Annotated in this window: 22 protein-coding genes and 1 pseudogene; 5 read left to right on the top strand and 18 right to left on the bottom strand. The window is 69.2% G+C overall.

The genetic code is table 11. From position 1 onward, the window contains the following. Both ACVW00_RS07935 and ACVW00_RS07930 read right to left on the bottom strand, forming a co-directional pair. Complete coding sequence (locus ACVW00_RS07935; RefSeq protein ID WP_457110357.1) at positions 1-666, bottom strand: response regulator transcription factor; 666 nt, start codon at positions 664-666, stop codon at positions 1-3. Continuing rightward, entirely contained in the window at positions 645-1,901 is a 1,257-nt protein-coding gene (locus ACVW00_RS07930; protein ID WP_457110356.1) for a sensor domain-containing protein, read from the bottom strand. The genes ACVW00_RS07935 and ACVW00_RS07930 overlap by 22 nt, the downstream gene beginning before the upstream one ends. Before the next feature lie 107 nt (positions 1,902-2,008). Between ACVW00_RS07930 and ACVW00_RS07925 the strand changes: the two genes are divergently transcribed. From ACVW00_RS07925 to ACVW00_RS07915, 3 genes and pseudogenes are all read left to right on the top strand, one after another. After that, entirely contained in the window at positions 2,009-2,770 is a 762-nt protein-coding gene (locus tag ACVW00_RS07925) for an ABC transporter ATP-binding protein (RefSeq protein WP_457110355.1), read from the top strand. Beyond that, positions 2,767-3,054, top strand: a pseudogene (locus ACVW00_RS07920) (FtsX-like permease family protein); the annotation flags it as partial. The gene ACVW00_RS07925 and the pseudogene ACVW00_RS07920, both read left to right, overlap by 4 nt. A gap of 52 nt (positions 3,055-3,106) precedes the next feature. Further along, a complete protein-coding gene (locus ACVW00_RS07915) occupies positions 3,107-4,657 on the top strand; it encodes an FtsX-like permease family protein (RefSeq protein WP_457110354.1) in 1,551 nt (516 codons plus the stop codon). A 23-nt stretch (positions 4,658-4,680) separates the two neighbouring features. On the opposite strand, the gene ACVW00_RS07910 is transcribed toward ACVW00_RS07915, so the two are convergent. The 4 genes from ACVW00_RS07910 to ACVW00_RS07895 form a co-directional block, all read right to left on the bottom strand. Then, complete coding sequence (locus tag ACVW00_RS07910; protein ID WP_457110353.1) at positions 4,681-6,660, bottom strand: glycoside hydrolase family 127 protein; 1,980 nt, start codon at positions 6,658-6,660, stop codon at positions 4,681-4,683. Beyond that, complete coding sequence (locus ACVW00_RS07905; protein ID WP_457110352.1) at positions 6,657-7,526, bottom strand: carbohydrate ABC transporter permease; 870 nt, start codon at positions 7,524-7,526, stop codon at positions 6,657-6,659. Before ACVW00_RS07905 ends, ACVW00_RS07910 begins: the two co-directional genes overlap by 4 nt. Before the next feature lie 9 nt (positions 7,527-7,535). Further along, entirely contained in the window at positions 7,536-8,474 is a 939-nt protein-coding gene (locus tag ACVW00_RS07900) for a carbohydrate ABC transporter permease (protein ID WP_457110351.1), read from the bottom strand. Positions 8,475-8,613: 139 nt separating this feature from the next. Beyond that, on the bottom strand, positions 8,614-9,912 hold the full coding sequence (locus ACVW00_RS07895; protein WP_457110350.1) for an ABC transporter substrate-binding protein: 1,299 nt from the start codon (positions 9,910-9,912) through the stop codon (positions 8,614-8,616). A gap of 212 nt (positions 9,913-10,124) precedes the next feature. Between ACVW00_RS07895 and ACVW00_RS07890 the strand changes: the two genes are divergently transcribed. Beyond that, positions 10,125-11,156, top strand: a complete 1,032-nt coding sequence (locus ACVW00_RS07890; RefSeq protein ID WP_457110349.1) for a LacI family DNA-binding transcriptional regulator — start codon at positions 10,125-10,127, stop codon at positions 11,154-11,156. A 119-nt stretch (positions 11,157-11,275) separates the two neighbouring features. Next, complete coding sequence (locus tag ACVW00_RS07885) at positions 11,276-12,481, top strand: permease (RefSeq protein WP_457110348.1); 1,206 nt, start codon at positions 11,276-11,278, stop codon at positions 12,479-12,481. A gap of 31 nt (positions 12,482-12,512) precedes the next feature. On the opposite strand, the gene ACVW00_RS07880 is transcribed toward ACVW00_RS07885, so the two are convergent. The 12 genes from ACVW00_RS07880 to ACVW00_RS07825 all read right to left on the bottom strand — a co-directional run bounded on the left by ACVW00_RS07880 (position 12,513) and on the right by ACVW00_RS07825 (position 26,090). Then, positions 12,513-12,827, bottom strand: a complete 315-nt coding sequence (locus tag ACVW00_RS07880; RefSeq protein ID WP_457110347.1) for a YciI family protein — start codon at positions 12,825-12,827, stop codon at positions 12,513-12,515. Beyond that, positions 12,824-13,309, bottom strand: a complete 486-nt coding sequence (locus ACVW00_RS07875) for an SRPBCC domain-containing protein (RefSeq protein WP_457110346.1) — start codon at positions 13,307-13,309, stop codon at positions 12,824-12,826. The genes ACVW00_RS07880 and ACVW00_RS07875 overlap by 4 nt, the downstream gene beginning before the upstream one ends. 65 nt (positions 13,310-13,374) lie before the next feature. Next, entirely contained in the window at positions 13,375-13,737 is a 363-nt protein-coding gene (locus tag ACVW00_RS07870) for an ArsR/SmtB family transcription factor (protein WP_457110345.1), read from the bottom strand. A gap of 371 nt (positions 13,738-14,108) precedes the next feature. Continuing rightward, positions 14,109-15,389 carry a Glu/Leu/Phe/Val family dehydrogenase gene (locus ACVW00_RS07865; RefSeq protein WP_457110344.1) on the bottom strand — a complete coding sequence of 427 codons (1,281 nt, stop codon included), beginning with the start codon at positions 15,387-15,389 and terminating at the stop codon, positions 14,109-14,111. Continuing rightward, positions 15,386-16,264 carry a 3-hydroxybutyryl-CoA dehydrogenase gene (locus ACVW00_RS07860; RefSeq protein ID WP_457110343.1) on the bottom strand — a complete coding sequence of 293 codons (879 nt, stop codon included), beginning with the start codon at positions 16,262-16,264 and terminating at the stop codon, positions 15,386-15,388. The genes ACVW00_RS07865 and ACVW00_RS07860 overlap by 4 nt, the downstream gene beginning before the upstream one ends. A gap of 28 nt (positions 16,265-16,292) precedes the next feature. Then, the gene (locus tag ACVW00_RS07855) at positions 16,293-17,489 is read right to left on the bottom strand and encodes an acyl-CoA dehydrogenase family protein (RefSeq protein ID WP_457110342.1); all 1,197 of its coding nucleotides are present in this window, start codon (positions 17,487-17,489) and stop codon (positions 16,293-16,295) included. Next, on the bottom strand, positions 17,489-18,634 hold the full coding sequence (locus ACVW00_RS07850) for a CaiB/BaiF CoA transferase family protein (protein WP_457110341.1): 1,146 nt from the start codon (positions 18,632-18,634) through the stop codon (positions 17,489-17,491). Before ACVW00_RS07850 ends, ACVW00_RS07855 begins: the two co-directional genes overlap by 1 nt. Then, complete coding sequence (locus ACVW00_RS07845) at positions 18,627-20,126, bottom strand: aldehyde dehydrogenase family protein (RefSeq protein ID WP_457110340.1); 1,500 nt, start codon at positions 20,124-20,126, stop codon at positions 18,627-18,629. The genes ACVW00_RS07850 and ACVW00_RS07845 overlap by 8 nt, the downstream gene beginning before the upstream one ends. Further along, on the bottom strand, positions 20,123-21,460 hold the full coding sequence (gene gabT / locus ACVW00_RS07840; protein WP_457110339.1) for a 4-aminobutyrate--2-oxoglutarate transaminase: 1,338 nt from the start codon (positions 21,458-21,460) through the stop codon (positions 20,123-20,125). Before gabT ends, ACVW00_RS07845 begins: the two co-directional genes overlap by 4 nt. Positions 21,461-21,564: 104 nt before the next feature. Next, on the bottom strand, positions 21,565-23,019 hold the full coding sequence (locus ACVW00_RS07835; RefSeq protein ID WP_457110338.1) for a PucR family transcriptional regulator ligand-binding domain-containing protein: 1,455 nt from the start codon (positions 23,017-23,019) through the stop codon (positions 21,565-21,567). A 135-nt stretch (positions 23,020-23,154) separates the two neighbouring features. Then, positions 23,155-24,495 carry an NAD-dependent succinate-semialdehyde dehydrogenase gene (locus tag ACVW00_RS07830; protein WP_457110337.1) on the bottom strand — a complete coding sequence of 447 codons (1,341 nt, stop codon included), beginning with the start codon at positions 24,493-24,495 and terminating at the stop codon, positions 23,155-23,157. An 80-nt stretch (positions 24,496-24,575) separates the two neighbouring features. Continuing rightward, positions 24,576-26,090, bottom strand: a complete 1,515-nt coding sequence (locus ACVW00_RS07825; protein WP_457110336.1) for an APC family permease — start codon at positions 26,088-26,090, stop codon at positions 24,576-24,578. Positions 26,091-26,190 lie beyond the last annotated feature (100 nt).

Raw genomic sequence — 26,190 nt, 5'->3', positions numbered from 1 at the left:
TCAGGTCTGTCCCCGGAGGTAGGCAAGGACGGCGGAGACCCGGCGATCGGAGGCCGGGTCGAGGTGCAGCTTGGCGAAGATGTTGCCGACGTGCTTGCGCACCGCGGCCTCACTGACGACGAGCACCTCGGCGATCGACCCGTTGGTGCGCCCCTCTGCCATCAAGCCGAGCACCTCGCGCTCGCGCTCGGTCAGCGCGGCGAGCGGACCGTCGGTGCGCCGCCGCCGGAGCAGCTGCCGGACGAGCTGCGGGTCGATGACGGTCCCACCGGCCGCGACCCGGTCGACGCTGTCGAGGAACTCCCGCACGTGCCCGACGCGGTCCTTGAGCAGGTAGCCGACGCCCGAGTCCTCCGTCGACTCGAGCAGCTCGGCGACGTATGCCTCCGCGACGTACGCCGAGAGCACGAGCACCGCCGTCCCCGGGTGCCGGGCGCGGATCGCCGCGGCCGCCCGGAGGCCCTCGTCGGTGTGCGTGGGCGGCATCCGGATGTCGGTGACCACGAGGTCCGGGCGGGTCTGCTCCACGAACGCCAGCAGCGCATCGGCGTCCGCGACGGCCGCCACGACCTCGTGCCCGGCCCGCTCGATGATCCCGACGAGCCCCTCGCGGAGCAGGGCGGCGTCCTCGGCGATCACGACCCTCAGGCTGCGTCGATCGGACACTCCATCCTCACCTCCGTCGGACCGCCGGAGGGGCTCGTGACCGTCAGCCTGCCGTCGAGGGCGTCGAGCCGGAGCGCGAGACCGGCGAGTCCCGTGCCGGCGTCGATGCTCGCTCCGCCGACACCGTCGTCGACGACGGTCAGCAGCAGCCGGCCGTCGTGGGTCCAGGCCTGCACCTGGACCAGTCGAGCCGATGCGTGCCGGGCGACGTTCGTGAGCGCCTCGCTGACCACGAAGTACGCCGCCGCCTCGACGGGACCCGGCAACCGCGCCGGCAGGGAGATCTCCGTCTGGACGGGCACCGTCGAGCGATCGGCGATCTCGTGCACGGCGGCTTCGAGCCCGTGGTCGACGAGCACGCGGGGATGGATCCCGCGCACGGTCGAGCGGAGCTCGTCGAGCGCGTCCTCGGCCTGCTGGTGGGCCCGGCGGACGAGTGCCTGTCCGGTACCGTCCGCGACGTCGAGCTCCGCCTGGCCCAGCGTCATGGTGAGCGCGACGAGCCGCTGCTGCACGCCGTCGTGCAGATCCCGCTCGATCCGGCGCCTCTCCGCCTCGAAGGCGTCGACGAGGTCGACCCGGGACCGGCGCAGGTCCTGGACGGCCTCGACGAGCCGGCCCTGCTGCGGATCGAGGAGCAGGTGGGTCAGGCCTGCCTGCGCGGCGGCGAGCGCCGTCACGGCGTACGCCGAAGCGAGGAGGACGAGCACCCCGAGCGGCACCGCGAGGTTCGCCTCACCGGTCGTGTCGATCCTCCAGATCCCGACGTCGATGGCGTCGGCCCTCACGAGGAGAGGCGCCAGCAGCAGGGACCCCGACGTGGTCACGACGATCGACACCACCACCGCGTCGACCACCCACAGCACCAGGGACAACAGCGCCGAGTAGCCGACCTCGGACCATGAGACCGGCAGGTCGCGGCTCGCCCGGAGGCGCTCGGCCAGCGAGCCCTCGGGCCTGGTGGCCGACCCGGGCAGCACGAGGCCGATGCGCCGCCGCTCGAGCGCCGCGACGCCGGTCGCGATGGTCGGCACCGCCGTCAGCACGAGCAGCCCGACGACCACGACGAGGGTGACCAGGCCGACGCCGAGCACGACGAAGAGGGCGACTGCGGTCGCCACGCCGACCGGCACCGTGGTGACCAGGTAGAGCAGTGAGCGCCACGGCCACCGGGAGCCGAGGAACCGCCACGGTCGCCCGCGCAGGGCCGTCCAGGCGTCGGGGAACGGGCTCACCCGCTGACCCTAGAAGGCTTTCGGCGGTTCCGCGGTAGCGCACGCGCTACCTGCGGTGTCGCTCACGGGCCACTGTGCAGGCCCCGCGGACCGCGTGGGATGGAGGCATGACCATCACCGCGCCCAGCCACCCCGCCAGCGACACCTCGATCGCCGTCGCGCTCGACGGCATCACGCGCACCTACCGATCGAAGGCCGGGGAGGTGCACGCGCTGCGAGGCGTCACCCACGTGTTCCCGAGGGGGAGCTTCACCGCGATCATGGGTCCGTCCGGCTCCGGCAAGTCGACCCTCCTGCAGGTGGCGGCCGGTCTCGACCGGCCGACCCGTGGCCAGGTGCTCGTCGCAGGCACGTCACTGACCGGCCTCGGCGAGACCGAGCTGACCCGGCTGCGGCGGAGCTCGATGGGCTTCGTCTTCCAGGCCTACAACCTGCTCGACGCGCTGACCGCCTTCGACAACGTGGCGCTGCCGGCCCGGCTGGCCGGCCAGCGGGTCACACGCGAAGCCGTCCTCGCGGCCCTCGCCCGGGTCGGCATGCGGGAGCTCGCCCGCCGCCGGCCACCGGAGCTCTCCGGCGGGCAGCAGCAGCGCGTCGCGCTCGCCCGGGCACTCCACTCACGGCCCGCGGTGCTGTTCGCCGACGAGCCGACGGGCGCACTGGACCGCAGCTCCGGTCGGCAGGTGCTGGAGGTGCTCCGCTCGCTCGCCGACCAGCACGGACAGACGATCGTGATGGTGACCCACGATCCGCTCGCTGCGTCGTACGCCCACAGCGTGCTGTTCCTCGCCGACGGCCAGATCGTCGGCCGGGTCGACCGCGCCGACGCCGCCCGGATCGCCGCGACGATGAGCGAGCTGGAGCGATGATCCTCGAGCTGAGCCGCCAGACCGTGCGGCAGACCTGGCGGCCGTACGCCGGCGCGTTCGTCGCGCTGGCGTGCGGTGTCGTCCTGATCGCGCTCACGGTGAACCTGATCGGAGCGGTCGAGGCCACCAGCGAGTCGTCCGGTGTGAGCCCCGCCGACCGGTCCCAGCTGGCGGACCTGTCCTCGATGTTCGGCTTCATGGCGGCGATCTCGCTGTTCATGGCGATGTTCGTCGTGGCGAGCACCTTCGGCTTCGTGGTGGCCACCCGGCGACGCGAGCTGGGGATGCTCCGGCTGGTCGGCGCGACGCCACGACAGGTGCGGCGGCTGATCCTCGGTGAGTCCGGCCCTGGTCGCGCTCGCGGCGAGCGTTGCCGGTGGCACCGTGGCCACCCTGCTCACGCCCGCGGCGCTCTGGCTGCTGCGCAACCGCGGCGTCACCTCACTCCACCTCCATGCTCCGGCCCCGTGGGTCGCCTGGTCGATCGCCGTGCCCTGCGGTGCAGGGGTCGCCCTCGTCGGCAGCTGGCGAGCGTCGCGCCGTGCCGCGAAGATCTCGCCGGTCCCCGCCCTGCAGGAGGCGGGCCTGGAACGGCGCCCGCTGAGCTTCTGGCAGGTCGTCATCGGCGGACTCTGCCTCGCCGGCGTGGTGACCGTAGTCGTGCTGAGCACGCGGATGGAGCCGCTGTTCGCGCTGGTCGTCTCGATCCTGCTGCCGGAGGTCGTCGTCATCGGCTGCGTCTGCTTCGGCGGCGTGCTGTTCCCGTTCCTGGCCGGCGCGCTCGCCGCGCCGTTCGCGCCCGGCAACATCTCCGCCCGACTCGCTCGCGACCACGTCCGGACGGCAGTCCGCACGCCCGCAGCCCTGGCGGCGCCGATCGTGGCGATCTCCTCGATCGCCGGCGCGCTGATCATCGCCTTGTCGTTCACCGCCGACTGGACCTCGGCGCTCGACCGCGGGCAGCTCCGGGCGCCGCTGGTGGTCGAGGCCGGGAACCGCGCGGCGGTCGCAGCAGTGGCCGCCGATCCGGACGTCGCGGTCGCCGACGCACGCACCACGATTCCCCTGCGTCTCGGTCCCGACCGCGACACCGAGGACGTCGAGGCGCTCGATCTCCCTGCTGCCGCGGCCGCACGCGGAGTCCGAGCCGTCCGGGGCGACCTCGGGGCCCTGCACGGCCCGACTGCAGCGGTGTCCGAGACCTATGCGAGCGATGCCTCGGTGGGCGTCGGCGACCGGATCAGCACGTTCGTCGCCGGCACCACGGTGCGGCTTCGGATCGTGGCGGTCGTCGCCGATGCTCCCGACCTGTACGGCGAGGTGCTGGTCCCCCGCGAGCTCGTCGCGGCACGGGCGCAGCGGGCAGCCGCCGACCTGGTCTTCGTGCTGCCCCGCGACGGCGTCACGGTCGCGACACTGCGCGCATCTCTGGAGAGGTCGCTGGCGGGCACCGGCAGCCACGTGCTCGCCGCGGAGACCTGGATCGACCGGACCGACGACCAGACCCGCGCCGCGAACAACCTCGGGCTGTGGGTGCTGCTCGGTCCGGCGGGCCTGTACGCCGGCATCGCGATCGTCAACGCGATCCTGATCGGCAGCTCCCAGCGTCGACGCCAGCTGCGGGTGGTCGCGCAGCTCGGCGGCACGCCTCAGCAGCTGCGCGCGATGGCGGTCTGGGAGGCAGGCCTGGTCGGCGCCGCGGCACTGGCCACCGGCACGCTGGTGACCGCGTTCGTCGGCTGGATGGTGCGCCGCGCGATCACCTCCGACGTCGCGGGCGCGACCCTGACGATCCCCTGGATCCCGCTCGCCGCAGTCGCCGCGACCTGCGCCGGGCTCGTCCTGGTCGCGGCCCTGGTCGGAGCTCGCGGTGCGACCCGCGCCTGAGCCGAGGCCGGCCCGCTCGACGCTCACGACCAGGTGTCGGCGTCCTCCGGGATCCAGACCCGCATGGTCGACGGGCCACGGTTGCCCCAGTGGTGGTACGGCACCAGCCGCACGGAGCTCGAGCGACCCGGGGCCACGCCCTCGGGCTCCTCCCCGTCCGTCAGGTACGGCCATCGCGTGGGCGGTGGTGGCTCGGTGGCGATCCGCGCGGTGACGGCCTCGCCGTCGACGCCCAGACCCGCGGACAGGTCGATACTCGCGGTGCCCACGTCCGGCTGCACGCCCTCGGGCCCGCCCGGCAGATCGACGGACTCCAGGCACATGACCTCTGGGCCACGCTCGACCGCGACGCAACCCCGGAGCGCGTCGATCCGCGGATCCGGTCGGACGGCACGCGGCTGCATCGGGAGCTCGAGGACGACCACGTCGCCGGCTCGGAACCGGCGACGCACGTCGACGACTCCCGGCGCCACCTGGGAGACGTGGCGGGCTCCCCCGTCGTCGGTCTCGACCAGACGTGCGCCGGACTCGGCCCACTCCGGCACCCGGAGCGAGAGAGTCCACTCCCGCTCGGCACTGGTGACGACCTCGACCGCGATCGTGCCCGAGGCCGGGTAGCTCGTGCGGACGTCGACCTCGACGGATGTGCCGTCGTCGAGGCGGGTCCGGATCGTGCTCGGCGCGTACTGGTGGATCTGCAGACCCTCGGCATCCCTCGTCGCGACGTACGCGGCCAGGCTCGCGAAGGTGCGGGCGACGTTCGGCGGGCAGCACGACACCGCGAACCACGGAGCCCGCATGGAGGACTGCGCACGGAGGTGTGGCCGGTCCGTCGGAGCCGGCTCTCCCGGCGTCCGCTTGTGCAGGGTGTTGGTGTAGAAGAACGACCTGCCGTCCTCGGCCGGGGAGGCGGCGACGTTGTTGAACAGCGTGCGCTCCACGAGGTCGGCGTACGTCGGGTCTCCCGACGCGAGCAGCAGCCGCCACGAGAACATCACCGACGCGATGCTCGCGCAGGTCTCGTTGTAGGCACGGTCCGGTGGCAGCTCGTAGTCGTCGCCGAAGGCCTCGTCCAGGTGGTGCGACCCCTGTCCGCCGGTGATGTAGGTCCGGCGGTCGCGGGTCGCGCGCCACTGCGTCCGGAGGGCGTCGAGGAGCCCCTGGTCGCCGTCCTCGACGGCGACGTCGACCGCGGCGGCCGAGAGGTAGCCCGCGCGCACCACGTGTCCGCGCAGGACCGTGGCGTCGCGCACCGGGACGTCGTCCTGGAAGTACGCCGAGCCGTACTCGACCGGCCCGAGTGTCCCGTGTCCGCGGCGCCGGATGAACAGCTCGGCCTGCCGGACGTAGCGCTGGTCGCCGGTCGCGCGGCCCAGCTCGACCAGACCCAGCTCGATCTCGGGGTGGCCGCAGATGCCGTCACGCGCGCCTTCGCCGAAGACCTCGCAGACGTGGTCCGCTGCCCGGATCGCGACCGCGACCAGACCGTCGTCGGCCGCGGGGCGTGTCCGCAGGCGCGCCACGGCCGCCTGGAACAGGTGGCCCAGGCAGTACAGCTCGTGGCCGAACTCCAGGTCGGACCAGCGGGGCGCCTGACCGGGTCTTCCGAACATCGTGTTGAGGTAGCCGTCCGCCTCCTGGGCCGCCGCGATCCGCGCGACCGTCGACCGGAAGCGCTCCTCGAGCTCCGACCGGCCGGACCGGCCGATCTCCCAGGCCATCGCCTCGAGGAACTTGTAGACCTCCGAGTCCGAGAACTCCCGGCCGCGTCGGCCGCGTGGCAGCAACCCCTCGGCCGCCAGGTCGAAGTTGCCGATCCAGCCCTCACGCTCGAGCCAGGACTCGATGTGCGGCAACGTCGCATCGGCGTTGACGCTCTGCCGTGAGCCCCAGAAGCCCCCGAGGATGGACACCTCGTCGAGGCCGAGCGGCGTGAGCCGGCCGTGGAAGGGATGCACCGGCGTGGCCGGTGTCCGGACGGTCCGAGAAGGGGTAGTGCTCATCCCTTGAGTGCTCCTGACATGAATCCGCGGACGTAGTGGCGTTGCAGGACGAGGAAGAGGACGACGCACGGCAGCGCGAGGACCACCACGCCCGCCTCGGTGGCGCCGTAGTCGACGACGCCCTGCACCTGCACGCGCAGGTTGGCGACGGCGAGCGGCAGGGTCAGCTTGTTGCTGTCGGTGATGAGGATCAGCGGCGCGAGGAAGTCGTTCCAGGCGGCGAGGAAGGAGAACAGCGCCACCGTGACGAGCCCCGGCTTGACGGCCGGCAGCAAGACGTTGAGCAGGCAGCGGACGGGTCCGCAGCCGTCCATGAGCGCGGCCTCGTCGAGCTCGCGCGGAACTGCCTCGAAGGAGACCCGCATCATGAACGTCGCGAACGGCAGCTGGAACATGACGAGCACCAGCGCCACGCCGAGCAGGGAGTTGCCGAGCCCGACCCAGTTGAGGATGACGTACAGCGGGATGAGCAGCGTCGCGTACGGGACCATCAGGATCGCGAGCGTGAGCAGGAACAGTGCGTTCTTGCCCCAGAAGGAGAACCGCGCGAACGCGTAGCCACCGAGCAGCGACACCAGGACGGTGAGCGCCATCGTCACCAGCGACACGAACGCCGAGTTGGCCAGGTAGCGCCAGATCCCGGCCTGGTAGTCCGCCAGCGCGGTGTAGTTGCCCATGCCCCAGCCGTCGTGCTGGCTGGTCCCCTGCTGGGGCGCGACGGAGGCGACCGCCGTCCAGATCAGCGGGAAGAGAAAGATCACCGCGAGTCCGCCGGTCAGCACCCAGTACGGCGTCCGGGTGGCCAGCGAGCGGAGCCCGGGCACCGCCGTACGGGCCTGCGCCGGAGCGTGGGTAGTCGTCGTCATCGTCACTCCCTACGCGTCGGGGCTGCGCAGCAGCCGGATCTGGACGGCGTTGACCAGGACGAGCACCAGCAGCACGATCACCGACAGGGCGGCCGCCACACCCAGGTCGTTGCGGCCCTGGAAGGCAACGCCGTAGATGAGCTGGACCAGCGTGATCGTGCTGTTGTCCGGTCCGCCCTTGGTCAGGATGTAGAACTGCTCGAAGGCCAGCATCGAGCCGGTCACGCACAGCACCGTGGTCAGCGCGAGCGTCGGCCGCAGCAGCGGGATGGTCACCCAGCGGAACGTCTGGAACCGACTGGCACCGTCGATCCGCGCGGCCTCGAAGACGTCACCGGGGATGGACTGCAGCCCGACGAGCATGAGGAGCATGTAGAAGCCGGCGAAGCGCCAGACGATCAGGAAGGTCGTCGAGAACAGGGCAGTGGTGGGCGTGCCGAGGAAGGACAGCCCGTGGCGATCCATGAAGCCGGCGAACGGCCCGGTCACCGGCGAGTAGAGCGTGTAGAAGAGCAGCGATGCGGACGCGAGCCCGAGGGCTCCGGGCACGAGCCAGGCCGTGCGCAGGAAGCTCGACCACCGTGAGGCCTCCTGGACGATAAGCGCCATCCCGAGGCCGAGGCCGAGGAGCAGGACCGTCGCGAGCACGGTGTACTTGGCAGTGAAGACGATCGACTCGACGAAGAACCGCGTCGTCACTGCTTCGTGGTAGTCGTCGGGGAAGTTCACACCCTGGTTGCCGCCGAGCAGCGACCAGTCCGAGCCGGACATCCGCAGCACGATGAGCAGCGGGATCACGAAGAGCGCGACGACGAAGGCAGCTGTCGGGAGGGCGAAGGCCCAGCCGGTCAGGCCGCGGCGCAGGCTCAGGGCCCGGGCCCGTCGGTTGCTCGTCACGACGACGTCACGCGCTTCCCGGACGGGAGGCACGGTGGTGCGCACAGACATGGCGTCTCCTGGATCGGTGGGGCGGCTCGTCCCGACCGGCCGTGGTGGAGACCGGTCGGGACGAGCGCTGTGCTGCGGGGCCGGGAGCGCGTCCCGTGTCGCTCGGGGTCACGCAGCCGTCATGTGGTCCCTCATGTGGTCACTGTCCCAGCACGGAGGTGATCTCGGTGTTGTCGGAGTCGACCGAGTCCTTGCCGTTGAGCACCTGGTTGCGGACGAGGGTCAGCCACGGGCTGCTCGGAGCGTTGAACGCCTGCTGGAAGTTCAGCGCCACCGGCGTCTTGCCCTTGGCCGCGACCTCGTTGATCTTGACCAGCCGCGGGTCCGCGGCGGCGTACTGGTTGTTCGCGAGGTCACCGCGGGAGACGACGTCCTTGTCCTTGGCGAGCACACCGACCTGGGCGTCCTCCGACATCAGCCACGACAGGAAGTTCCACGCCTGTGCGGCGTTCTTGGAGTCCTTGGAGATGCCGATGCCGTCACCGCCGACGAAGGTGGACTCGCCACCGTCGACCCCGGGAAGACCGGCCACGCCGACGTCGAACTTGTCGGTGGACGAGAGCAACGTCGCCGGGTAGGGCATCACGCCGACCTTGCCGTTGGTGAAGCCGGCCGTCCAGGTCGGGCCCGCCTCGTCCTTGGAGCTGGGCAGCACCGCGCCGCTGGTCCACAGGTCGCGCCAGGTGTCGTAGACCTTCTTCGCAGCGGTGCCGTCGAGCGTCGACTTCGCGCCGTTGTCGCTCATCACGTCGTCGCCCGAGGCCCAGATGGAGGGGAACCACGTGAACACCAGACAGCCGCCGCAGTTGAAGCCGGTCGCGGTGCCGTAGACGCCCGGCTTGTTCAATGCCTGCACCTTCTTGGCGTCGGCCGCGAACTCGTCGAGCGTGGCGGGTGCCTTCTCCGGGTCGAGGCCTGCCTCCTTGAAGAGGTCCTTGTTCCAGAACAGCATCGAGAGGTCGAGCACGAAGGGAAGCACGTACTTCTTGCCGTCGAGCGTGCCCGCGGCGATGTGGCCCTGGTTGATCGAGTCGGCGTACGAGAGGCCGCCGATCTGCTTGGTGATGTCGGTGAACAGGCCCTGCTTCACCCAGTTGGGCACGTAGACGATGTCCGCCGCGAAGAGATCGGGCAGGCCCTTCGCCCCGGCAGCCGCGCCCACCTTGGCGACGTAGTCGTCGTTGGGCACGACGGTCAGGTCGACATGGTTCTTGTGGGTGGAGTTGTACGCCGCGACCAGCAGCTTGGCCTGCTTCTCGAGCGGCGCCCGGGTCCACAGGGTCAGCTTGGTGCCGTCGTCGGTCCCGCCCGAGGGAATCTTCGCGCTGCCCTTGGTCGGTGAGTCCGAGCTGCCGCACCCGGCCAGGGTGAGCGCAACGACGGCAGCGAGGATGCCGGCGAGCACCCGTCCTCCGCGTCGTGCCTGGATTGCCTTCATGAAAGCTCCTCGTACGTGAGTGCCGAGAAAGGCCTCGGCCTGGTGGTCCCGGCGTCGCCCCTGGGCCGTCACGGCGACAAGAGACACTGTGACGAGGGCCACTCCGAAAGCGTTTTCGATCCTTGCACACGGATGCCGCGACGTAAAGCGTTTTCGGAGTACTATCTGCACGTGATTCCAGCACATCCCGGCGGACCCAGCGACGCCACCGCATGAGCTCGCCCACGCCGCGGCGCCCGGACGGGCCGGTGAAGCTCAGTGACGTCGCGCGCCTGGCGGGCGTCTCGCTCGCGACCGCGTCCAAGGCCATGAACGGCAGGGCCCAGGTCGCCGAGAGCACGCGGGCCAAGGTGCTCGACGCCGCGGCACGGCTGTCGTTCACGCCGAACCCGATCGCCCGCGGGCTGCAGGGCGGCCGCACCGGCACCGTCGGGCTGCTCACCAGCGACCTCGAGGGCCGGTTCGTGCTGCCGATCCTGATGGGGGCCGAGGACGCCTTCGGTGCCGGTGAGGTGAACGTCCTGCTCTGCGACGCCCGAGGCGACGCGGTCCGCGAGCGGCACCACCTGAGGACCCTGCTCGGACGCCGCGTCGACGCACTGATGGTCGTCGGTCGCCAGACCGACCCGCGACCGTCCCTCGGCCGGGACCTCCCGGTCCCGGTCATCTACGTCTACGCGCCGTCCGACGATCCGGCCGACCGATCACTGACCACCGACAACGTCGGCGCCGGTCGGACCGCCGTGGAGCACCTCACGGCAACCGGTCGCCGGCGGATCGCTCACATCGGCGGCGACCCGAGCTACGCCGCCGCGCTCGACCGCGCTGAGGGCGTGGCCCAGGCCCTCATCGACGCCGGCCTGGAACCCGTCGCCGAAACCACTTTCGGGGAATGGTCGGAGGGCTGGGGTCGCGATGCCGCGGCGATGCTCCTCGAGGCCGACCGGGAGATCGACGGGCTGATCTGCGCTTCCGACCAGATCGCCCGCGGCGCCCTCGAGACCGCCCGCGACCTCGGCCTGCGGGTGCCCGAGGACCTCGCGGTGATCGGCTTCGACAACTGGGAGGTGCTGACGCTGAACTCCCGACCGCAGCTGACCAGCGTCGATCCCAGGATGCAGACCCTGGGCCGCGAGGCGGCGCGGCTGCTCTTCGCCGCCCTGGACGGTGAGCAGCTCGGGTCGGGCAGCCAGACGCTTCCGGCCCAGCTGATCGTCCGCGGCTCCACGGTCTCCCGTCGCTGAGGGCGTGTCTGCGGCTCACCCGCTGAGGCCGGGCGGGTTGACGTTCTCCCTCCGACCTCTTGGCGTTGATACCCCTCGGGGGTATCGTCGCAGCCACCAGATCGCGGGTTGGAGGACACATGGCGGACATGATCGGCTCCCTCGGGGACGCGCTCCGGATGGCCGGCGCGATGGGGTGGGAGATCCTCTGGCCGCTGGTCCTCGGCTTCTTCCTGTCCGGCGTCGTGCAGGCCGTCGTACGCCGCGAGCAGGTGGTCCGCTTCCTTGCCGGCGACTCACCGCGTTCCCTGGCCTGGGCGACGGGCCTCGGCGCAGCCTCCTCGTCGTGCTCCTACGCGGCCGTCGCCCTCGCACGCTCGCTGTTCCGCAAGGGGGCGTCGTTCAGCGCGGCCATGGCCTTCGAGATCGCCTCGACGAACCTGGTGGTCGAGCTCGGGATCATCCTGGCCCTGCTCATGGGCTGGCAGTTCACGCTGGCCGAGTTCGTCGGTGGCCCGTTGATGATCGTGATCGTCGCGCTGCTGTTCCGGCTGTGGATGCGCGGGCGGATCCTCGAAGCCGCACGCGAGCAGGCCGAACGTGGCGTCGCCGGGTCGATGGAGGGTCATGCCGCGATGGACATGTCGGTGACCGGCGGCGGCACGCTGTGGCAGCGCCTGTGGTCCCGCGACGGGTTCACGTCGGTGTCGCACTACTACGTGATGGACTGGGCGTCGGTGCTGCGCGACATCGTGCTCGGCCTGCTGATCGCGGGTGCGTTCGCGGCCTGGGTCCCGACCAGCTGGCTGCAGAGCTTCTTCCTGCAGGGCGACCCGACCGCGGCCAAGCTGTGGGGCCCGTTGATCGGCCCACTCGTGGCCGCAGTGAGCTTCGTCTGCTCGATCGGCAACGTGCCGCTGGCCGCAGTCCTCTGGAACGGCGGGATCAGCTTCGGCGGGGTGATCAGCTTCATCTTCGCCGACCTGATCATCGTCCCGATCATCCTCATCTACCGGAAGTACTACGGGACCAAGGCTGCACTCCGGATCACCGGCATCTTCTACCTCGCCATGGCGGCCGCCGGCTACGTGGTCGAGATCCTCTTCGGCGCGCTCGGGTTGGTGCCGGAGACTCGCAGCGCGAAGGTGGTCGAGGCCACGGTCTCCTGGAACTACACCACCTGGCTCAACCTGGCGTTCCTGGTCCTGACCGTCGCCCTCGTCGTGCGGTTCGTGCGAACCGGAGGCGTTCCGATGCTGCGCATGATGGGTGGTCCGGCCGACAACGACTCGACCCCGCCCCACGACCACGAGCACCACGAGCACCACGAGCACCACGGCCACTGAGACGGTGCCGGGCCGGGTGGCGTCCTCGCCGTCAAGCGTGCAGGGCGACGGCCCAGGGGCGCACCTCGACGGTGAAGAACCCGGTCGCGACGCTGACATCGTCCTCGGTGGCGAGCCGGGTCGCCTCCTCGAGGCGGTCCGGGCCGGCCAGCCGCAGGATCGTCATACCCTCTCCCGGCCGGTCGGTCAGCGGGCCGGCGGCGACGAGGTGGCCCGCATCGGCCATCCGGCGGAGGAAGGCCAGGTGGTCGCCGAACCGTTCGTCGGCCATCACCGCAGTGCCGCCGCCGGACAGGTCCGTGGGCCGGTGGACCAGTGCGACCCAGGTGTCCTCCGGCACGGTCATCCGGCGGCGACCTGTTCGACAAAGCGGCCGAGCACGACGGGCCAGCCGTGGTCGTACTCGTTGCGGGCCTCGGCGGCCTGCTCGCCGAAGATCTCCCAACCGCCGTGCTCGAGGGTCACCAGCGTCCTGCCGTCGGTCTCCTCGAAGGTCACCGTGACCCGGCTGGCCTCCTCGGCGCTGTTGCCGGGATGCCAGCTGAAGGCGATCAGCGCGCCCGGCTCCCAGTCGGTGATGGTGCCCCAGACCGCGTCGTCGGCGCCGGCCTTGGACTCCACGATGTGGGCGCCCACTCCGGGGTCGACGAAGGCGACGGTGGCCTCCGCACCATGGACGCTGTGCTCGCCGAGTGGCCACCAGGCCGCGATGCGGTCGGTGAACACGCTGAACGCGAGATCGGGCAGGGCGTCGACGAGCACCTCTCGCCGCAGCGGCGGAACGGCTGCGCCGGAGCCCGGGCTGCCATGGCTGATGGCGCTGGTCATCTGAGGTCTCCTCGTCGTCTCGTGCTGGTGCGACTCGGCCGCTGCGACCGGGCCTGTGTCGGCTCCTACTCGCGCAGCTGGTCGGCGGCTTCCTCTTCGACGGCCGCGTCTACCGCCTCGGCGAATGCCGCGAGCGCGGTGTCCCACATGCCGACCAGCCACTGCTGGGCCAGGACCATCCCCTCCGGCGCGAGGGCGTAGAGATTGCGCGTGCCACGCGACTCGTGGCGCACCAGCCCGGCGCCTTCGAGCACGCGCAGGTGCTTGCTGACGGCCGGCCGGCCGACCGTCAACTGGTCGGCCAGCTTGCCGACCGGCGTCGGACCGCCTCGCAGCCGGGCGATGATCTGGCGACGCACGGGCTCCCCCAAGGCGTCGAAGACGTCCTCGGCGTCGGTGGCACGGGCGGAAGCTGAATGGTTGCTCATGGGTGACGGTTACTCTAGGGCAACGGTCGCTTGGGAGCAACGCTTTCCCAGGTGCAAGATGCCGACCTCGAGACATCGGCGGGTGAGGGTTCGAAACGCACAACCCGCCTCACCTGTCGTCGCAGGTCAGGCGGGGTGTCGATGGCTCCCCCGGTTGGACTCGTACCGACAACCCTCCGGTGCGCGACATTGAATCGGGCTGATCGTCGGAGCGGCTTGCTGTGTCGTGCTGAGGGCTGATCGCGCGTGCGCTCATGTGCTCTGGCCTGCGGAAACGCAGAATCGACGCACCCGCCACGTCGGTGCCGGTTACTGAGGTCAGCAACTCTGACGTGCCCTTGGCGAGCAGTCTCTGATCCACACGACAGATGTCACGGGTAGAGACCCCTCGCCTTGTGTGCCTCGGCGACGGTCTTCACGGCCAGGGACGTCGCTGCCGCGCGGAGGGTCAATCCGTGCTCGACGCTGTGGTCGCGGACTCGGACCCAGGCCCGGTCCATCCTGTCCTTGAGCCGTGACTCGATCTCGTCGACCGACCACCAGTAGGCCTGGTTCGCCTGCACCCACTCGAAGTAGGAGACGACTACTCCCCCGGCGTTCGCGAGGATGTCCGGAACGACAACCACGCCGTTCGCGGCAAGCACGTCGTCGGCGGCGGCGGTCGACGGCCCGTTGGCGCCTTCGACGACGATCCGCGCGCGGACCCGGGATGCGTTGTTCTCGTGGATCACACCTTCGGTCGCCGCGGGGACGAGAACGTCGACTTCGAGCTCGAGCAGGTCGGCCTTCTCCGGCATAGCGTCAGCGAGGTCGAAGCCGATGACACTGCCGGTGCGGTCGACGTGCTCCTCGAGGGCCGGGACGTCGAGACCGGCATCGTCGCGGACGGCTCCGTACTGGTCGCTCGCTGCCACCACGCGCATGCCGGCATCGAACAGGAACCGTGCAGCGTCGCGGCCGACCTTGCCGAATCCCTGCACCGCCGCCGAGCCGCTCGCCGGGTTCATGCGCTGGTCTGCGAGAGCTGCGAGCGCGATGTGAACGACACCCCGGGACGTGGCGCTCGCCCGGCCGAGTGATCCGCCGAGGGACAGCGGTTTGCCGGTGACGACGCCCAGGACGGTGTGACCCTGGGCGACGGAGTAGGTGTCCATGATCCAGCCCATGGTGCGTTCGTCGGTGCCGACGTCGGGAGCGGGGATGTCGATGTCAGGTCCCAGGATCGGGGACAGCTCGCTGGTGTACCGGCGTGTGACGCGTTCCAGCTCGGCCTGGCTGTAGAGGCGTGGGTCGATCTTGATGCCGCCCTTTGCGCCGCCGTAGGGGACGTCGAGCAGGGCGCACTTCCAGGTCATCCACATTGCCAGGGCTCGGACCTCGTCGAGGTTCACGTCCGGGGCGAACCTCAGACCCCCCTTCGCCGGTCCGCGGGAGAGATTGTGCTGGACCCGGTGCCCGGTGAGGACCTCGACGCTTCCGTCGTCGCGGCGTAGCGGGATGCTGACGGTCATCTCGCGGCGGGGTTTCGAGAGCATGCTGAAGACGCTCTCGTCGTACCCGAGGATCTGGACTGCCTGGCGCAGCTGGCTCCTGGCGTCGTCGAGGGGCCCGCGTGGCGTTGGGAGGACCAGGTCCTCGTCGGTCATCGTCATGGCGTCCGCTCGCTACTCGTCGTGTACTCGAAGAATCCGCGGCCGGACTTGCGGCCGAGCTCCTCGGCTCGCACCTTGCGCAGCAGGAGGGCCGGGGACGCGAACAGCGGCTCCTTGAACTCCTCGTAGAGCGATTCGGCGATCGCCTTCGTGGTGTCGAGGCCGATGAGGTCCGCCAGCTCGAGCGGCCCCATCGGGTGGGCACATCCGAGACGCATCGCCGCGTCGATGTCCTCGGCACTTGCGAACCCTGACTCGAGCATCCGGATTGCGGAGAGCAGGTAGGGAACGAGCAGTGTGTTGACGATGAATCCGGCTCGGTCCTGCGACTTCACGATCTGCTTGCCCAGGGGTCCCGAGGCAAGTGCCGTGACGACCTCGACGGTCCGGTCCGAGGTCTTCAGCGACGTGACGAGCTCGACCAGAGGCAGCACTGGCACCGGGTTGAAGAAGTGCATCCCGACGACCTTGTCCGGTCGGCCGGTTGCCATCCCGAGGTCGATGATCGGTACCGAGGAGGTGTTCGAGGCGATGATCGCTTCAGCACCGAGGACCCCGTCCAGTCGCTCCATCACCGCCAGCTTGGCGTCGACGTTCTCCACGACAGCCTCGATGACGACCTCGCGGTCGGCGAGGTCTGCGAGGTCGTGGACGTACCGGAGGTTGCGCAGGGCCCTGTCGTGCAGGTCGCGGGTGAGCTTCCCCTTGCGGAAGGCCCGGGCCAGCGAGCCCTCGGTGCGGTCCTTGGCGCGACCTGCCTGCTCTGCGCTGGACTCGCAGACGATGACGTCGATGCCGGATCGTGCACACACTTCAGCGATGCCGCTGCCCATCTGGCCGCCGCCGACGACTCCGACCCGTTCGACCGACGTCATCGAGAGGTCCTCCCCTGTGTCAGCGGAGTCACCGGAAGGCCGCCTGCCCGGTGAGCGCCTGGCCGACGACGAGCGTGTGCATCTCGACGGTGCCCTCGTAGGTCAGCACCGACTCGAGGTTGTTCATGTGGCGGATCACCGGGTACTCCAGCGAGATCCCGTTGGCGCCGAGGATGGTCCGGGCGGTGCGGCAGATCTCCAACGCCTCGCGGACGTTGTTGAGCTTGCCCAGGCTCACCTGCTCGGGACGGAGCACCCCGGCGTCCTTGCGGCGGCCGAGATGGAGAGCCAGCAGGACACCCTTCGTGTACTCGAGGCTCATGTCTGCGAGTTTCTGCTGGGTCAGCTGGAACCCGGAGATCGGGCGTCCGAACTGGGTCCGCTCGTTGGCGTACGAGAGGGCCGCGGCGAGGGAGGACCGCGCCGCTCCCATGGCGCCCCAGACGATGCCGTAGCGGGCCTCGTTGAGACAGCTCAGTGGGCCCTTCAGCCCGCGGACCTCGGGGAAGACGGCCGAGTCCGGGAGTCGAACGCCGTCCAGGACCAGCTCGCTGGTGACCGAGGCCCGCAGGGACAGCTTGTGCTTGATCTCGGGAGCAGAGAAGCCCGGCGTGCTGGTCGGCACCACGAAGCCGCGGACGCCCTCGTCGGTCTGGGCCCACACGACGGCCACGTCAGCGACGGTGCCGTTCGTGATCCACATCTTCCGGCCGTCGATGATCCAGTCGTCGCCGTCGCGGCGGGCACGCGTGCGCATCGCACCGGGGTCGGACCCGATGTCCGGCTCGGTGAGGCCGAAGCACCCGATTGCCTCGCCGGCAGCCATCGCCGGGAGCCACTCGTTCTTCTGGTCCTCCGTGCCGTGCTTCCAGATTGCGAACATCGCGAGCGAGCCCTGGACCGAGACCAGGGAGCGGATCCCGGAGTCGCTCGCCTCGAGCTCGACGCAGGCGAGGCCGTACTCCGTGGCGCTCATGCCGGCGCAGCCGTAGCCCTCCAGGTGCATACCGAGCACACCGAGCGACCCGAGCTCCTTGGCGAGGCTGCGGATGTCACCGATGCTTCCCTGCTCGAACCAGTCGGCGACGTAGGGGTCGATGCGGTCGTTGCACAGCTGCCGGACGGAGTCCCGGACGGCCTTCTCCTCGGGACTGAGCTGGTCGTCGATGCCGGCCAGGTCGAGCGGGTCGATCGGGCCCAGGGACTTCGTGTTCTGGTTGCTCATCAGGCTCTCTCTTCTTCCAGCCATCGGCGGATTTCGGTGCTGTGCTGACCCAGGGTGGGCGGGGCGTCGTACGTGGTGATCGGGGTGCGAGAGAAGCTGATCGGGCTTCGGACCTGCCGTGGTGCGTCGCCGACCTCGACAGTCGGTTCCAGGCCGAGGCGTTCGGCAAGCTGGATCGCCTCAGCGATCGATGAGATCCGACCAGCGGGGATGCCGGCTGCGTTGAGCCGGTCGGTCCATGCGTCGACGGTGTCGTTGCGAAGCAGAGGCTCGACAGCGGCGACGAGCGCTTCGCGGTTGTGGACGCGCTGGGCGTTCGTTGCGAATCGGGTGTCCGTCGCGAGCTCGGGCTGCCCGATCTCGCTCGCGAATCGCACGAACTGGGCGTCGTTACCGACGCACAGTGCGAGCTGGCCGTCCTTTGCCTCCAGGGTCTCGTACGGCGCGATCGACGGATGGGCGTTTCCGAGCAGGGTCGGGCTCTCCCCCGTCGTGAGGAAGGCACTTGCCTGGTTTGCCAGTGATCCGAGGAGGCTGGAGAGGAGGTTGACCTCGACTCGTTGCCCTTCACCGGTCGTGTCACGCACACGGAGCGCAGCCAGAGCCCCGACGACTGCGTCCTTCGCGGTGAGGATGTCGACGAGTGCGACACCGACCTTGGTGGGTCCGGTCTCTGGATGGCCGGTGATGCTCATGAGACCACCGACCGCCTGGACGAGGAAGTCGTACCCCGGCAGGTGGGCGCCGCCCTTGCTGCCGAATCCCGTGACGGAGACGTAGATCAGTCCCGGGTTGGTCGCAGTGAGCTGTTCGTAGCCGAGCCCGTAGCGCCCGAGGGTGCCGTCCCGGAAGTTCTCCACCAGGATGTCCGCTCTGTTGGCGAGCTCCACCGCAGCTCGAAGGTCGGCGGCGTCGGACAGGTCGAGCTCGATCGACTTCTTGTTCCGGTTCGCGGCCTGGAAGTAGGAGCTCGAGTTCGTGGTCCACGGCGGGCCCCAGGCACGGGTGTCGTCCCCCTGGCCGCGGCGCTCGACCTTGATCACGGTCGCTCCAAGGTCTGCGAGCGTCGCGGTGGCGAGCGGTCCGGCGAGCACGCGGCTGAAGTCGGCGACGACGACGCCGTCCAGCGGCATGCGGTCAGACATGGCTGCGATCCACCACCTTTCCGTTGATCCGTCGCGGGAGGGACCACGGGTTCTGCTCCTGGGCGGCCGCCGGCAGCCACTCCTCGGGCACAGCCTGGTACGCCACGGGCCGTACGAACCGGTCGAGACCGGCCGCACCGACCGAGGTCGCCGCCGGCGCGGACGTCGACGGCCACGGGCCACCGTGCTGCTGCGCCCACGTGTATGCGACGCCGGTCGGCCAGCCGTTGACCACGACCCGCCCGACGGTCCGGCTCAGCACCCGGATCAGCCGCGAGGCATCGACGTCGGAGAGACCACCCGAGAACACGCTGGCCACCAACGACGGCTGAAGCGCACCGAGCGCGCGATCGAAATCAGCGGTCGAGTTGTACTCGACGACGACGGCCACGGCGCCGAAGCACTCCTCCAGCACACGGCTACCGGCCCGTAGAGCGTGCGGTGCCGCACGCAGCACCGTTGCCGGGGCGCTCCAGCCCGGGCCTCGGTCGCCAACCTGGGCGACGACCTCGGCACCTGCTGCAAGCAGGGCGTCAATACCGCTCGCGACCCCGCCCGCGATCGACTCGGTCAGCATCACCGGGCTGGGATCGAGATCGACGAGCGCGCGGCCCACTTCCTCGGCCATGCCGTGACCGGCCGGGGCGAGCATGATGCCGGGTTTGGTGCAGAACTGACCGGATCCGAGGGTGAAGGACCCGACGAAGCCGCGGGCGATCTCGGCGAGGCGTTCGGCAGCGGCGGCTCGGGTGACCACGACGGGGTTCACCGTCCCCATCTCGGCGAAGACCGGGATCACCCGAGGGCGCTCGTTGGCGAGCCGCCACAGTGCCAGCCCGCCGGACTGCGATCCGGTGAAGGCGACGGCCTGGATCTCCGGTGCCTTGACGAGATCAACCCCCGCCTCGTGGCCGTGCACGAGGGCGAAGGTGCCGTCTGGGGCGCCGCCGGCCGACAGCGCACGCGTGGCCAGGTCGGCGAGCTCGACGCTCAGGCGGGGGTGGGCGGGATGACCCTTGATCACGACCGGGCATCCCGCCGCCAGTGCGGCGCCGGTGTCGTTGCCCAGGACGCTGAACGCGAATGGGAAGTTGCTCGCCCCGAAGACCGCCACCGGTCCCAACGGCTGGTTGACTCGGACCAGGCTCGGCGCCACGCCGTCGGACTCGTCGATCGTGACGCCGACGTACGAGCCCTCGACTGCCACCTGGCCGTAGAACCGCAGCTGGCCGGCCGCCCGGTCGAGCTCCGAGCGCAGCCGGTCCATGCCCAGGGCTGTCTCGGAGTCGGCCAGCGCGGCGAGCTCGTCGCGACGCGACTCGAGTGCGTCGGCGATCGCCCCGAGCCACCGTTGCCGTTCGCGCGGGGAGGCCGATCCGACGACACCAGCCGCGGCAGCGGCGCGCAGCACGACCCGGCGGACGTCGTCAGCCTCGGTCTCGGGAACTCGGCCGAGCTCGGCCCCGGTGCGGGGATCGTAGGAGACGATCACGGCTGCACCCTCCTGACGGCGGAGCAGATCACGTCCAGCGCGTCGTCGAGGAGCTCGTCGCCGATCACGAGAGGTGGCAGCAGCCGGACGACGTTTCCGAAGGTGCCACACACCAGGATGAGCACGCCCTCGGCGTGACACGCGGCCGCGACCGCCTTGGCGAGCTCAGGTGCCGGATCCGCCGTGCCGGGCCGGACGAACTCGATTGCCAGCATCGCGCCGCGACCGCGAACGTCACCGACGATCGACCCAGGTCCGGCGAGCCCTTCGAGCCGCGGCTTGATCCTGGCCTCGATGTCTCTGGCCCGCTGGACCAGACCATCGCGCTCGATGATCTCGAGGACGCCGAGCGCCGCGGCACAGGCGACCGGGTTGCCGGCGTACGTTCCGCCCAGGCCGCCGGAGGAAACGGCGTCCATGATCTCCGCACGGCCGGTGACCGCGGCCAGGGGCAGGCCGCCGGCGAGGGCCTTGGCGGTGGTGATCAGATCGGGCTCGATGCCCTCGTGCTCGCTGGCGAACATGGCGCCGGTCCGCGCGAACCCGGTCTGGATCTCGTCGGCAACGAACACGATGCCGTGCTCACGGGCGAAGTCCTGGACGCCGCGCAGGTAACCTTCCGGCGGCACGATGAACCCGCCCTCACCCTGGATCGGCTCGGCGATGATCGCGGCGACGTTGTCGGCGCCGATCTGCGTCAGGACGATCTCGCGGAGCGCCGCGAGCGCCCCGGCGGCTGCGTTCTTCTCGCCGGTCGGCCAGCGGTAGGGGTACGGCGACGGCACCCGGTAGACCTCCGGCGCGAATGGACCGAAGCCATCCTTGTACGGAACGTTCTTCGACGTCATGGTCATCGTCAACAGGCTGCGGCCGTGGTAGGCGTGGCTCAGGACGACGACCGCCGGGCGACCCGTGGCGACCCGAGCGATCTTCACCGCGTTCTCGACCGCCTCCGCGCCGGTGCTGAACAGTGCAGTCTTCTTCGCGAAGTCCCCAGGGGTCAGCCGGTTGAGCGCCGCGGCGACGTCGACGAACCCGTCGTACTGGGTGACCAGGAAGCACGTGTGGGTGAAGCGCTCCGCCTGCTCGGTCATCCGACGGACGACCTCCGGCGCCGAGGCGCCGACGCTGGTGACCGCGATGCCGGAGGCCATGTCGATGACGTGGTTCCCGTCGACGTCGACGATGATGCCGCCGCCGGCGTTCTCGACGAAGATCGGCATGGTCACGCCCAGCCCGTCGGCGAGCTCCGCGCTCCTGCGGGTCTGGAGCTTCCTCGACTTCGGGCCGGGGATCTCGGTCAGAAGCCGGCGCTTCTGCTCGGGCTGGTTCATCAGCACCTCCGTGTTCGTCTAGAACCGAGACACTAGGTGTGAACAAACCTCCGGTCTTTGTGCGATCTGTCGAATGAGGACCCACTTTGGTGCGTCCTGCACGACTATTGAAGCCCCCGTTCACGCATGAGCAGCCATAGTCGAGCGGCAACGTCAGGGTCATCAAGGTCCAGGTCAAGGAGGTCCCGAACGCGATCGATTCGATACCGCAGGGTGTTCCGGTGTGTGCCCGTGTCTCGCGATGCTTGCTCCCACTGCCCGCGGGCACGTAGATAGGCACCGGCGGCTTGCATCAATTGCGGACCTGCTTCTCCAAGCCTGTCGAGACGTCCGGAGATCTCGTCGAAGGATCCCGCAACAGGAGGGACCACGATCGCACCGGGCTTCACACGCGTGAGCGACTGCGCCTGACGGGCCCGCACCGCACCGATGTGGTCAGTGCGAACGAGCTCGGACAGAACGCCACGAGTGGCCGGATCGACCGAGAGTGCGCCTTCGATCAATCCATCCAGCGGAGGGTGGCTGAAGGGAATGATGAACCATTGAGTTGTACGGGACTCAGTCACTCCCAGCGCGGACTTGCACCAGCGCCTGACCGCCTCGCCGACGTCTTGGACGTCGCGGGCCGCCAGGCTCAGAACACGAACCTCCCGAGTCATGACTGGGACTCCGGACCGAGACGCAAGTCGCATGGCGGCTTCCGAATATCCATCTTCAAGAAGTGTTGCGACGCTCTCTCGTCGCGCTGCGTCTGCTGACTCCTCACCCGTGGCGCGCATGGCGTCGAGGCTGAGCAGGCCGCAGGCGGTGAGGACCACAGTGCGCTGCGAAGGATTCAACTGTTCTCGAGTGCCTACGGCCAGGTAGCCGACAATTCTGGCGTCAACAGCAAGGGGGTACAGGACGACGACACTCCCGGCCGCGGCGAACGAGGCCACCGAGTGGACTCCTGCCACCTCGAGTCGCTTGACTTCCGTCTGCATCACCTGGGCGGCGTCGCTGAACCCGGCTGGATGGACCTGGTCCAGTGTCCCGTTCTGATCGAGTGTCGCTGCCCAACCAGCGAGCCACCGCGCCAGCAGCCTCAACACCGACGCTGCAGGGTCGGGCGACGCTGCCGCGTCGACGAGCATCCGGTGAGCGGCGATCGCGTCCTTGAGGTGTTGCTCCGAAGAGCGCGACAGCGCCCGCCAATACGCCTTCGTCACGGTGAGGAACGGAGTGGCGACCGGCACGACGAGCAAGGGAAAGGACAGCTCTGCGCACACGGACGCAAGCTGGGCTGGGACCTCCTGATGGACCGGCCCCAGGCCGATTCCGACTGCACTGACGCCGCTGCGCTGGAGCGTCGTCACGTACCGCCGGCACGCCATCCTGCTTCTCGGCAGAGTGATTCCGGTCGTGAGGAGCAGCTCTCCGCCCGTGAGGTAGGGCGAAGGGTCGAGAAGCTCGCTGATATGGACTGCCGTGATGGGAGTGTCAGGCAGCGCCTCGCTGCCAGCCGGGGCGAGGTGGATCCCAAGCGATCCTGAGAGTGACTTCACCGTGGGCTGTGCCATGAGATCCAGTCTGTCTTTCTTGCACGGCCTGTGGACAGATTCAGATGGATCGGACAAGCCACCACGTCAAGACTCACTGCTGTGAACCTCGGCGCACCGACTGAAGTGCCTGAGGTGCCGACCAAGCCGGCAGAGCTAGAAAGCCGTGCGGATCAGCTTCCGGTTGACGAACTCCTCAATGCCGAGCCGACCCAGTTCACGACCACTGCCCGAGCGCTTGATACCCCCGAAGGGCAGTTCGGCACCATCCGCGTCAACGCAGTTGACAAACACCATGCCGGCCTCGATCTGATCAGCCACTCGCTGTGCCTGCTGAGGGTCGTTGGTGAACACGTACGAACCGAGTCCGAAGGGCGTGTCATTGGCAAGGCGGACAGCTTCGTCCTCGTCGGAGACTTTGAAGACCATGGCAACAGGCCCGAAGAGCTCCTCATGGAAGACCTCGTTCTCCGGAGTGACTCCTGTGAGCACGCCAGCCGGGAATGAGGCGCCGCTCCGCTCGGCGGCCGCAACGTAGGACGCTCCGGCGGCCGCGGCTCGGTCCACCTGCTCGCCCAGGCGATCGGCGGCCAGAACAGACGAGAGTGGCTGACTGCCGAACTTCATCATGCCGGCCGTGAACTTCGAGAGGAACTCGTCGTACAGATCTTCGAGCACGAGGAAACGCTTGCCCCCGTTGCAGGCCTGGCCCGTGTTGCCCAGCCGGGCGGCGAGCGCAGCGTCCACGGTCGCGTCCATGTCGTTGGTGCCGAGCAGGATGAACGGGTCGGATCCGCCAAGTTCGAGCACCACCTTCTTCAGATGCCGACCCGCGATCTCGGCCACTGCGGCACCAGCCTGCTCCGAGCCGGTCAGCGAGATGCCCTGGACCCTGGGGTCGGCGATGACGTCAGCGACCTGCTCGTTGGTGGCGTACAGGTTGATGAAGGCACCGTCCGGGAATCCAGCCTCGGCGAAGATCTCTGCGATCGTCGCGGACGATCCCGGGCACTGGGGAGCGTGCTTGAGCAGGATCGTGTTGCCCAGGCACAGGTTCGGTGCCGCAAAGCGCGCCACCTGATAGACCGGGAAGTTCCACGGCATGATCCCGAGCAGCACTCCCAGCGGCTCGCGCCTGATGGTCGCGCCGCCTTCCCCGGCGAGCAACGTGAGCTCCTCATCGGCCAGGAACTCGGCGGCGTTGTCGGCGTAGTAGTCGAAGATCGAGGCACTGAACTCCACCTCACCCTCCGCCTCTTCCAGCGGCTTCCCCATCTCCTGCACGATCAGGGCGGCAAGCTGAGCCGTGCGTTCGCGGTAGAGATCAGCCACCCGACGGATCAGGGCCGTGCGATCCTGGATCGTCGAGGAAGCTCGCCACGTGCGGTAGGCCGCGTGCGCTCTGGCAATAGCCGAAGCGACGTCGGAGTCGCTCGCGGTGTCGTAGGACTTGACCAGTTCGCCCGTAGCCGGGTTGCGGACCGCGTACTCAAGCATGATCGTGGCTCTCCTCTGACGTTGATGTGCTGGACATGCTGTCGCTCGACCGCGGGCTTCCACCCGCTCGATCCAGCTCCCTAGCGGTTGGTCGTCGTGCGTGCGGCGCGGAGACGGTTCGCGATGTCGATCGCGTCCCCTTCGGGGCCGGTGGACTTCCGGTCAGGCCGAGCCATCGCGAGATAGGCCGCACCAGTGCCGAGCACCAGGACGGCACCGATCAGGACGAGGTACTTGTCGGTTCCGGTCGCCAGCTTCGATGGCCACACGAGCAGGATCATTGCTGCGATCCCGTAGAGCAGTGCACCGACGTTGATGGCGGTGCCGGCGCGGCCGAGCGTGTACTCGCCGGCAGGCTGCCAGCCCCGCAGCCGCATCCGCAGTGCGGCGAAGACGACGGACTGGAAGGCGATGTAGATGCCGAGCACCGCGAACGCCGTGATCTGCGCCAGCGCACCGGGGCTGGCCCAGACCCAGACACACAACGCCATGGGCACGACGCAGGCCACGAGCAGCGCACGCGTGGGCACGGCGTGCCGGACCGACACCGTGGCGAGCCACCTGCTCTTGGGCGCCATTCCGTCGCGAGCGAAGGAGTAGATCAGCCGGCTCGCCGCTGCCTGGAGCGACAAGACGCACGAGACGAACGACATCATCGCGATGATGAGGAACAAGCGTGCTCCGGTGTGGCCGAGCGTGCCCTCGAGGATCGTCGGGATCGGGTCGGTCACCTCTCCGTTCACGATCCCCTGCAGGTCTGGCGCAGCGAGCAAGTACCCGAGGAAGGACATGACGGCCGAGACACCGCCGACGATGATCGTCAGACGCATCGCCCGGGGAATCTTTCGACCGGGATCCGACACCTCCTCCGCCACGTTGCCACAGGCCTCGAAACCGTAGAAGAGGAAGAGCCCCGTGAGCGCGGCGCCGAAGAACGTTCCTACGTAGCTGGAGTAGCCACCAGTGGCGCCCATGGAATCGAACAGGACCGAGAAGCTGTTCTGGCGCTCGAACAACAACAGGTAGAGACCGAGAGCCACCACGCCGGTGAGCTCAGCGATCAATCCGATCTGCGCGATGAGCGCCATGACGCGTGTGCCGCTGAAGTTGAAGAGCAGCGCGATGAGCAAGAGAGCCACCGCGGTGAGGAACCCGTTGCCTGGCGTGAGCTCGAACCCGAACAGGCTCGCCGCAAACACGCTGCCGAACTCAGCGACTGCCGTGACCGTCACGATCATGGCCCAGGCGTACACCCACGTGACGAGCCAGGCTGCTCGCTGATTCCACAACCGGCGAACCCACTGGTAGATGCCACCTGCGACTGGGTACTGAGAGGCAACCTCCCCGAACACCAGGGCGACGAGGAACTGGCCGACTCCGACGATCGCGAGCCACCAGAACGCAGGCGGGCCGGCCAGTCCCAGGCTGAGAGCGAACAGCGAGTACACGGCGACCAGGGGCGACAGGTAGGTGAACCCCAGAGAGATGTTCGCCCACAGGTTCATCGAACGCTTGAACTCGCTCTGGTAGCCCAGCAACGCCAGCTGGGCATCAGCAACCGCATCACTCGCTGCAACAGCAGAATCCTCAGCCATCTGAGCCGCCCTCCACCACGATAGGTTCTTCTCGGTGGCGAAAACATACAACTCCATATGTCATCGGTCAATGGGTTCAGACGAGTCCCTTTAGCCACCC

Source organism: Marmoricola sp. URHA0025 HA25 (genome assembly GCF_054059435.1).
Note: the sequence above shows the minus strand (reverse complement) of the source record. Positions and strands in the feature narration are given on the sequence as shown.

Coding starts and splice junctions, on each gene's coding strand:
- ACVW00_RS07925 (WP_457110355.1), top strand. CDS start 2,009: ATGACCATCACCGCGCCCAGCCACCCCGCCAGCGACACCTCGATCGCC.
- ACVW00_RS07910 (WP_457110353.1), bottom strand. CDS start 6,660: ATGAGCACTACCCCTTCTCGGACCGTCCGGACACCGGCCACGCCGGTG.
- ACVW00_RS07905 (WP_457110352.1), bottom strand. CDS start 7,526: ATGACGACGACTACCCACGCTCCGGCGCAGGCCCGTACGGCGGTGCCC.
- ACVW00_RS07900 (WP_457110351.1), bottom strand. CDS start 8,474: ATGTCTGTGCGCACCACCGTGCCTCCCGTCCGGGAAGCGCGTGACGTC.
- ACVW00_RS07895 (WP_457110350.1), bottom strand. CDS start 9,912: ATGAAGGCAATCCAGGCACGACGCGGAGGACGGGTGCTCGCCGGCATC.
- ACVW00_RS07890 (WP_457110349.1), top strand. CDS start 10,125: ATGAGCTCGCCCACGCCGCGGCGCCCGGACGGGCCGGTGAAGCTCAGT.
- ACVW00_RS07885 (WP_457110348.1), top strand. CDS start 11,276: ATGGCGGACATGATCGGCTCCCTCGGGGACGCGCTCCGGATGGCCGGC.
- ACVW00_RS07880 (WP_457110347.1), bottom strand. CDS start 12,827: ATGACCGTGCCGGAGGACACCTGGGTCGCACTGGTCCACCGGCCCACG.
- ACVW00_RS07875 (WP_457110346.1), bottom strand. CDS start 13,309: ATGACCAGCGCCATCAGCCATGGCAGCCCGGGCTCCGGCGCAGCCGTT.
- ACVW00_RS07870 (WP_457110345.1), bottom strand. CDS start 13,737: ATGAGCAACCATTCAGCTTCCGCCCGTGCCACCGACGCCGAGGACGTC.
- ACVW00_RS07865 (WP_457110344.1), bottom strand. CDS start 15,389: ATGACGATGACCGACGAGGACCTGGTCCTCCCAACGCCACGCGGGCCC.
- ACVW00_RS07860 (WP_457110343.1), bottom strand. CDS start 16,264: ATGACGTCGGTCGAACGGGTCGGAGTCGTCGGCGGCGGCCAGATGGGC.
- ACVW00_RS07855 (WP_457110342.1), bottom strand. CDS start 17,489: ATGAGCAACCAGAACACGAAGTCCCTGGGCCCGATCGACCCGCTCGAC.
- ACVW00_RS07850 (WP_457110341.1), bottom strand. CDS start 18,634: ATGTCTGACCGCATGCCGCTGGACGGCGTCGTCGTCGCCGACTTCAGC.
- gabT (WP_457110339.1), bottom strand. CDS start 21,460: ATGAACCAGCCCGAGCAGAAGCGCCGGCTTCTGACCGAGATCCCCGGC.
- ACVW00_RS07835 (WP_457110338.1), bottom strand. CDS start 23,019: ATGGCACAGCCCACGGTGAAGTCACTCTCAGGATCGCTTGGGATCCAC.
- ACVW00_RS07830 (WP_457110337.1), bottom strand. CDS start 24,495: ATGCTTGAGTACGCGGTCCGCAACCCGGCTACGGGCGAACTGGTCAAG.
- ACVW00_RS07825 (WP_457110336.1), bottom strand. CDS start 26,090: ATGGCTGAGGATTCTGCTGTTGCAGCGAGTGATGCGGTTGCTGATGCC.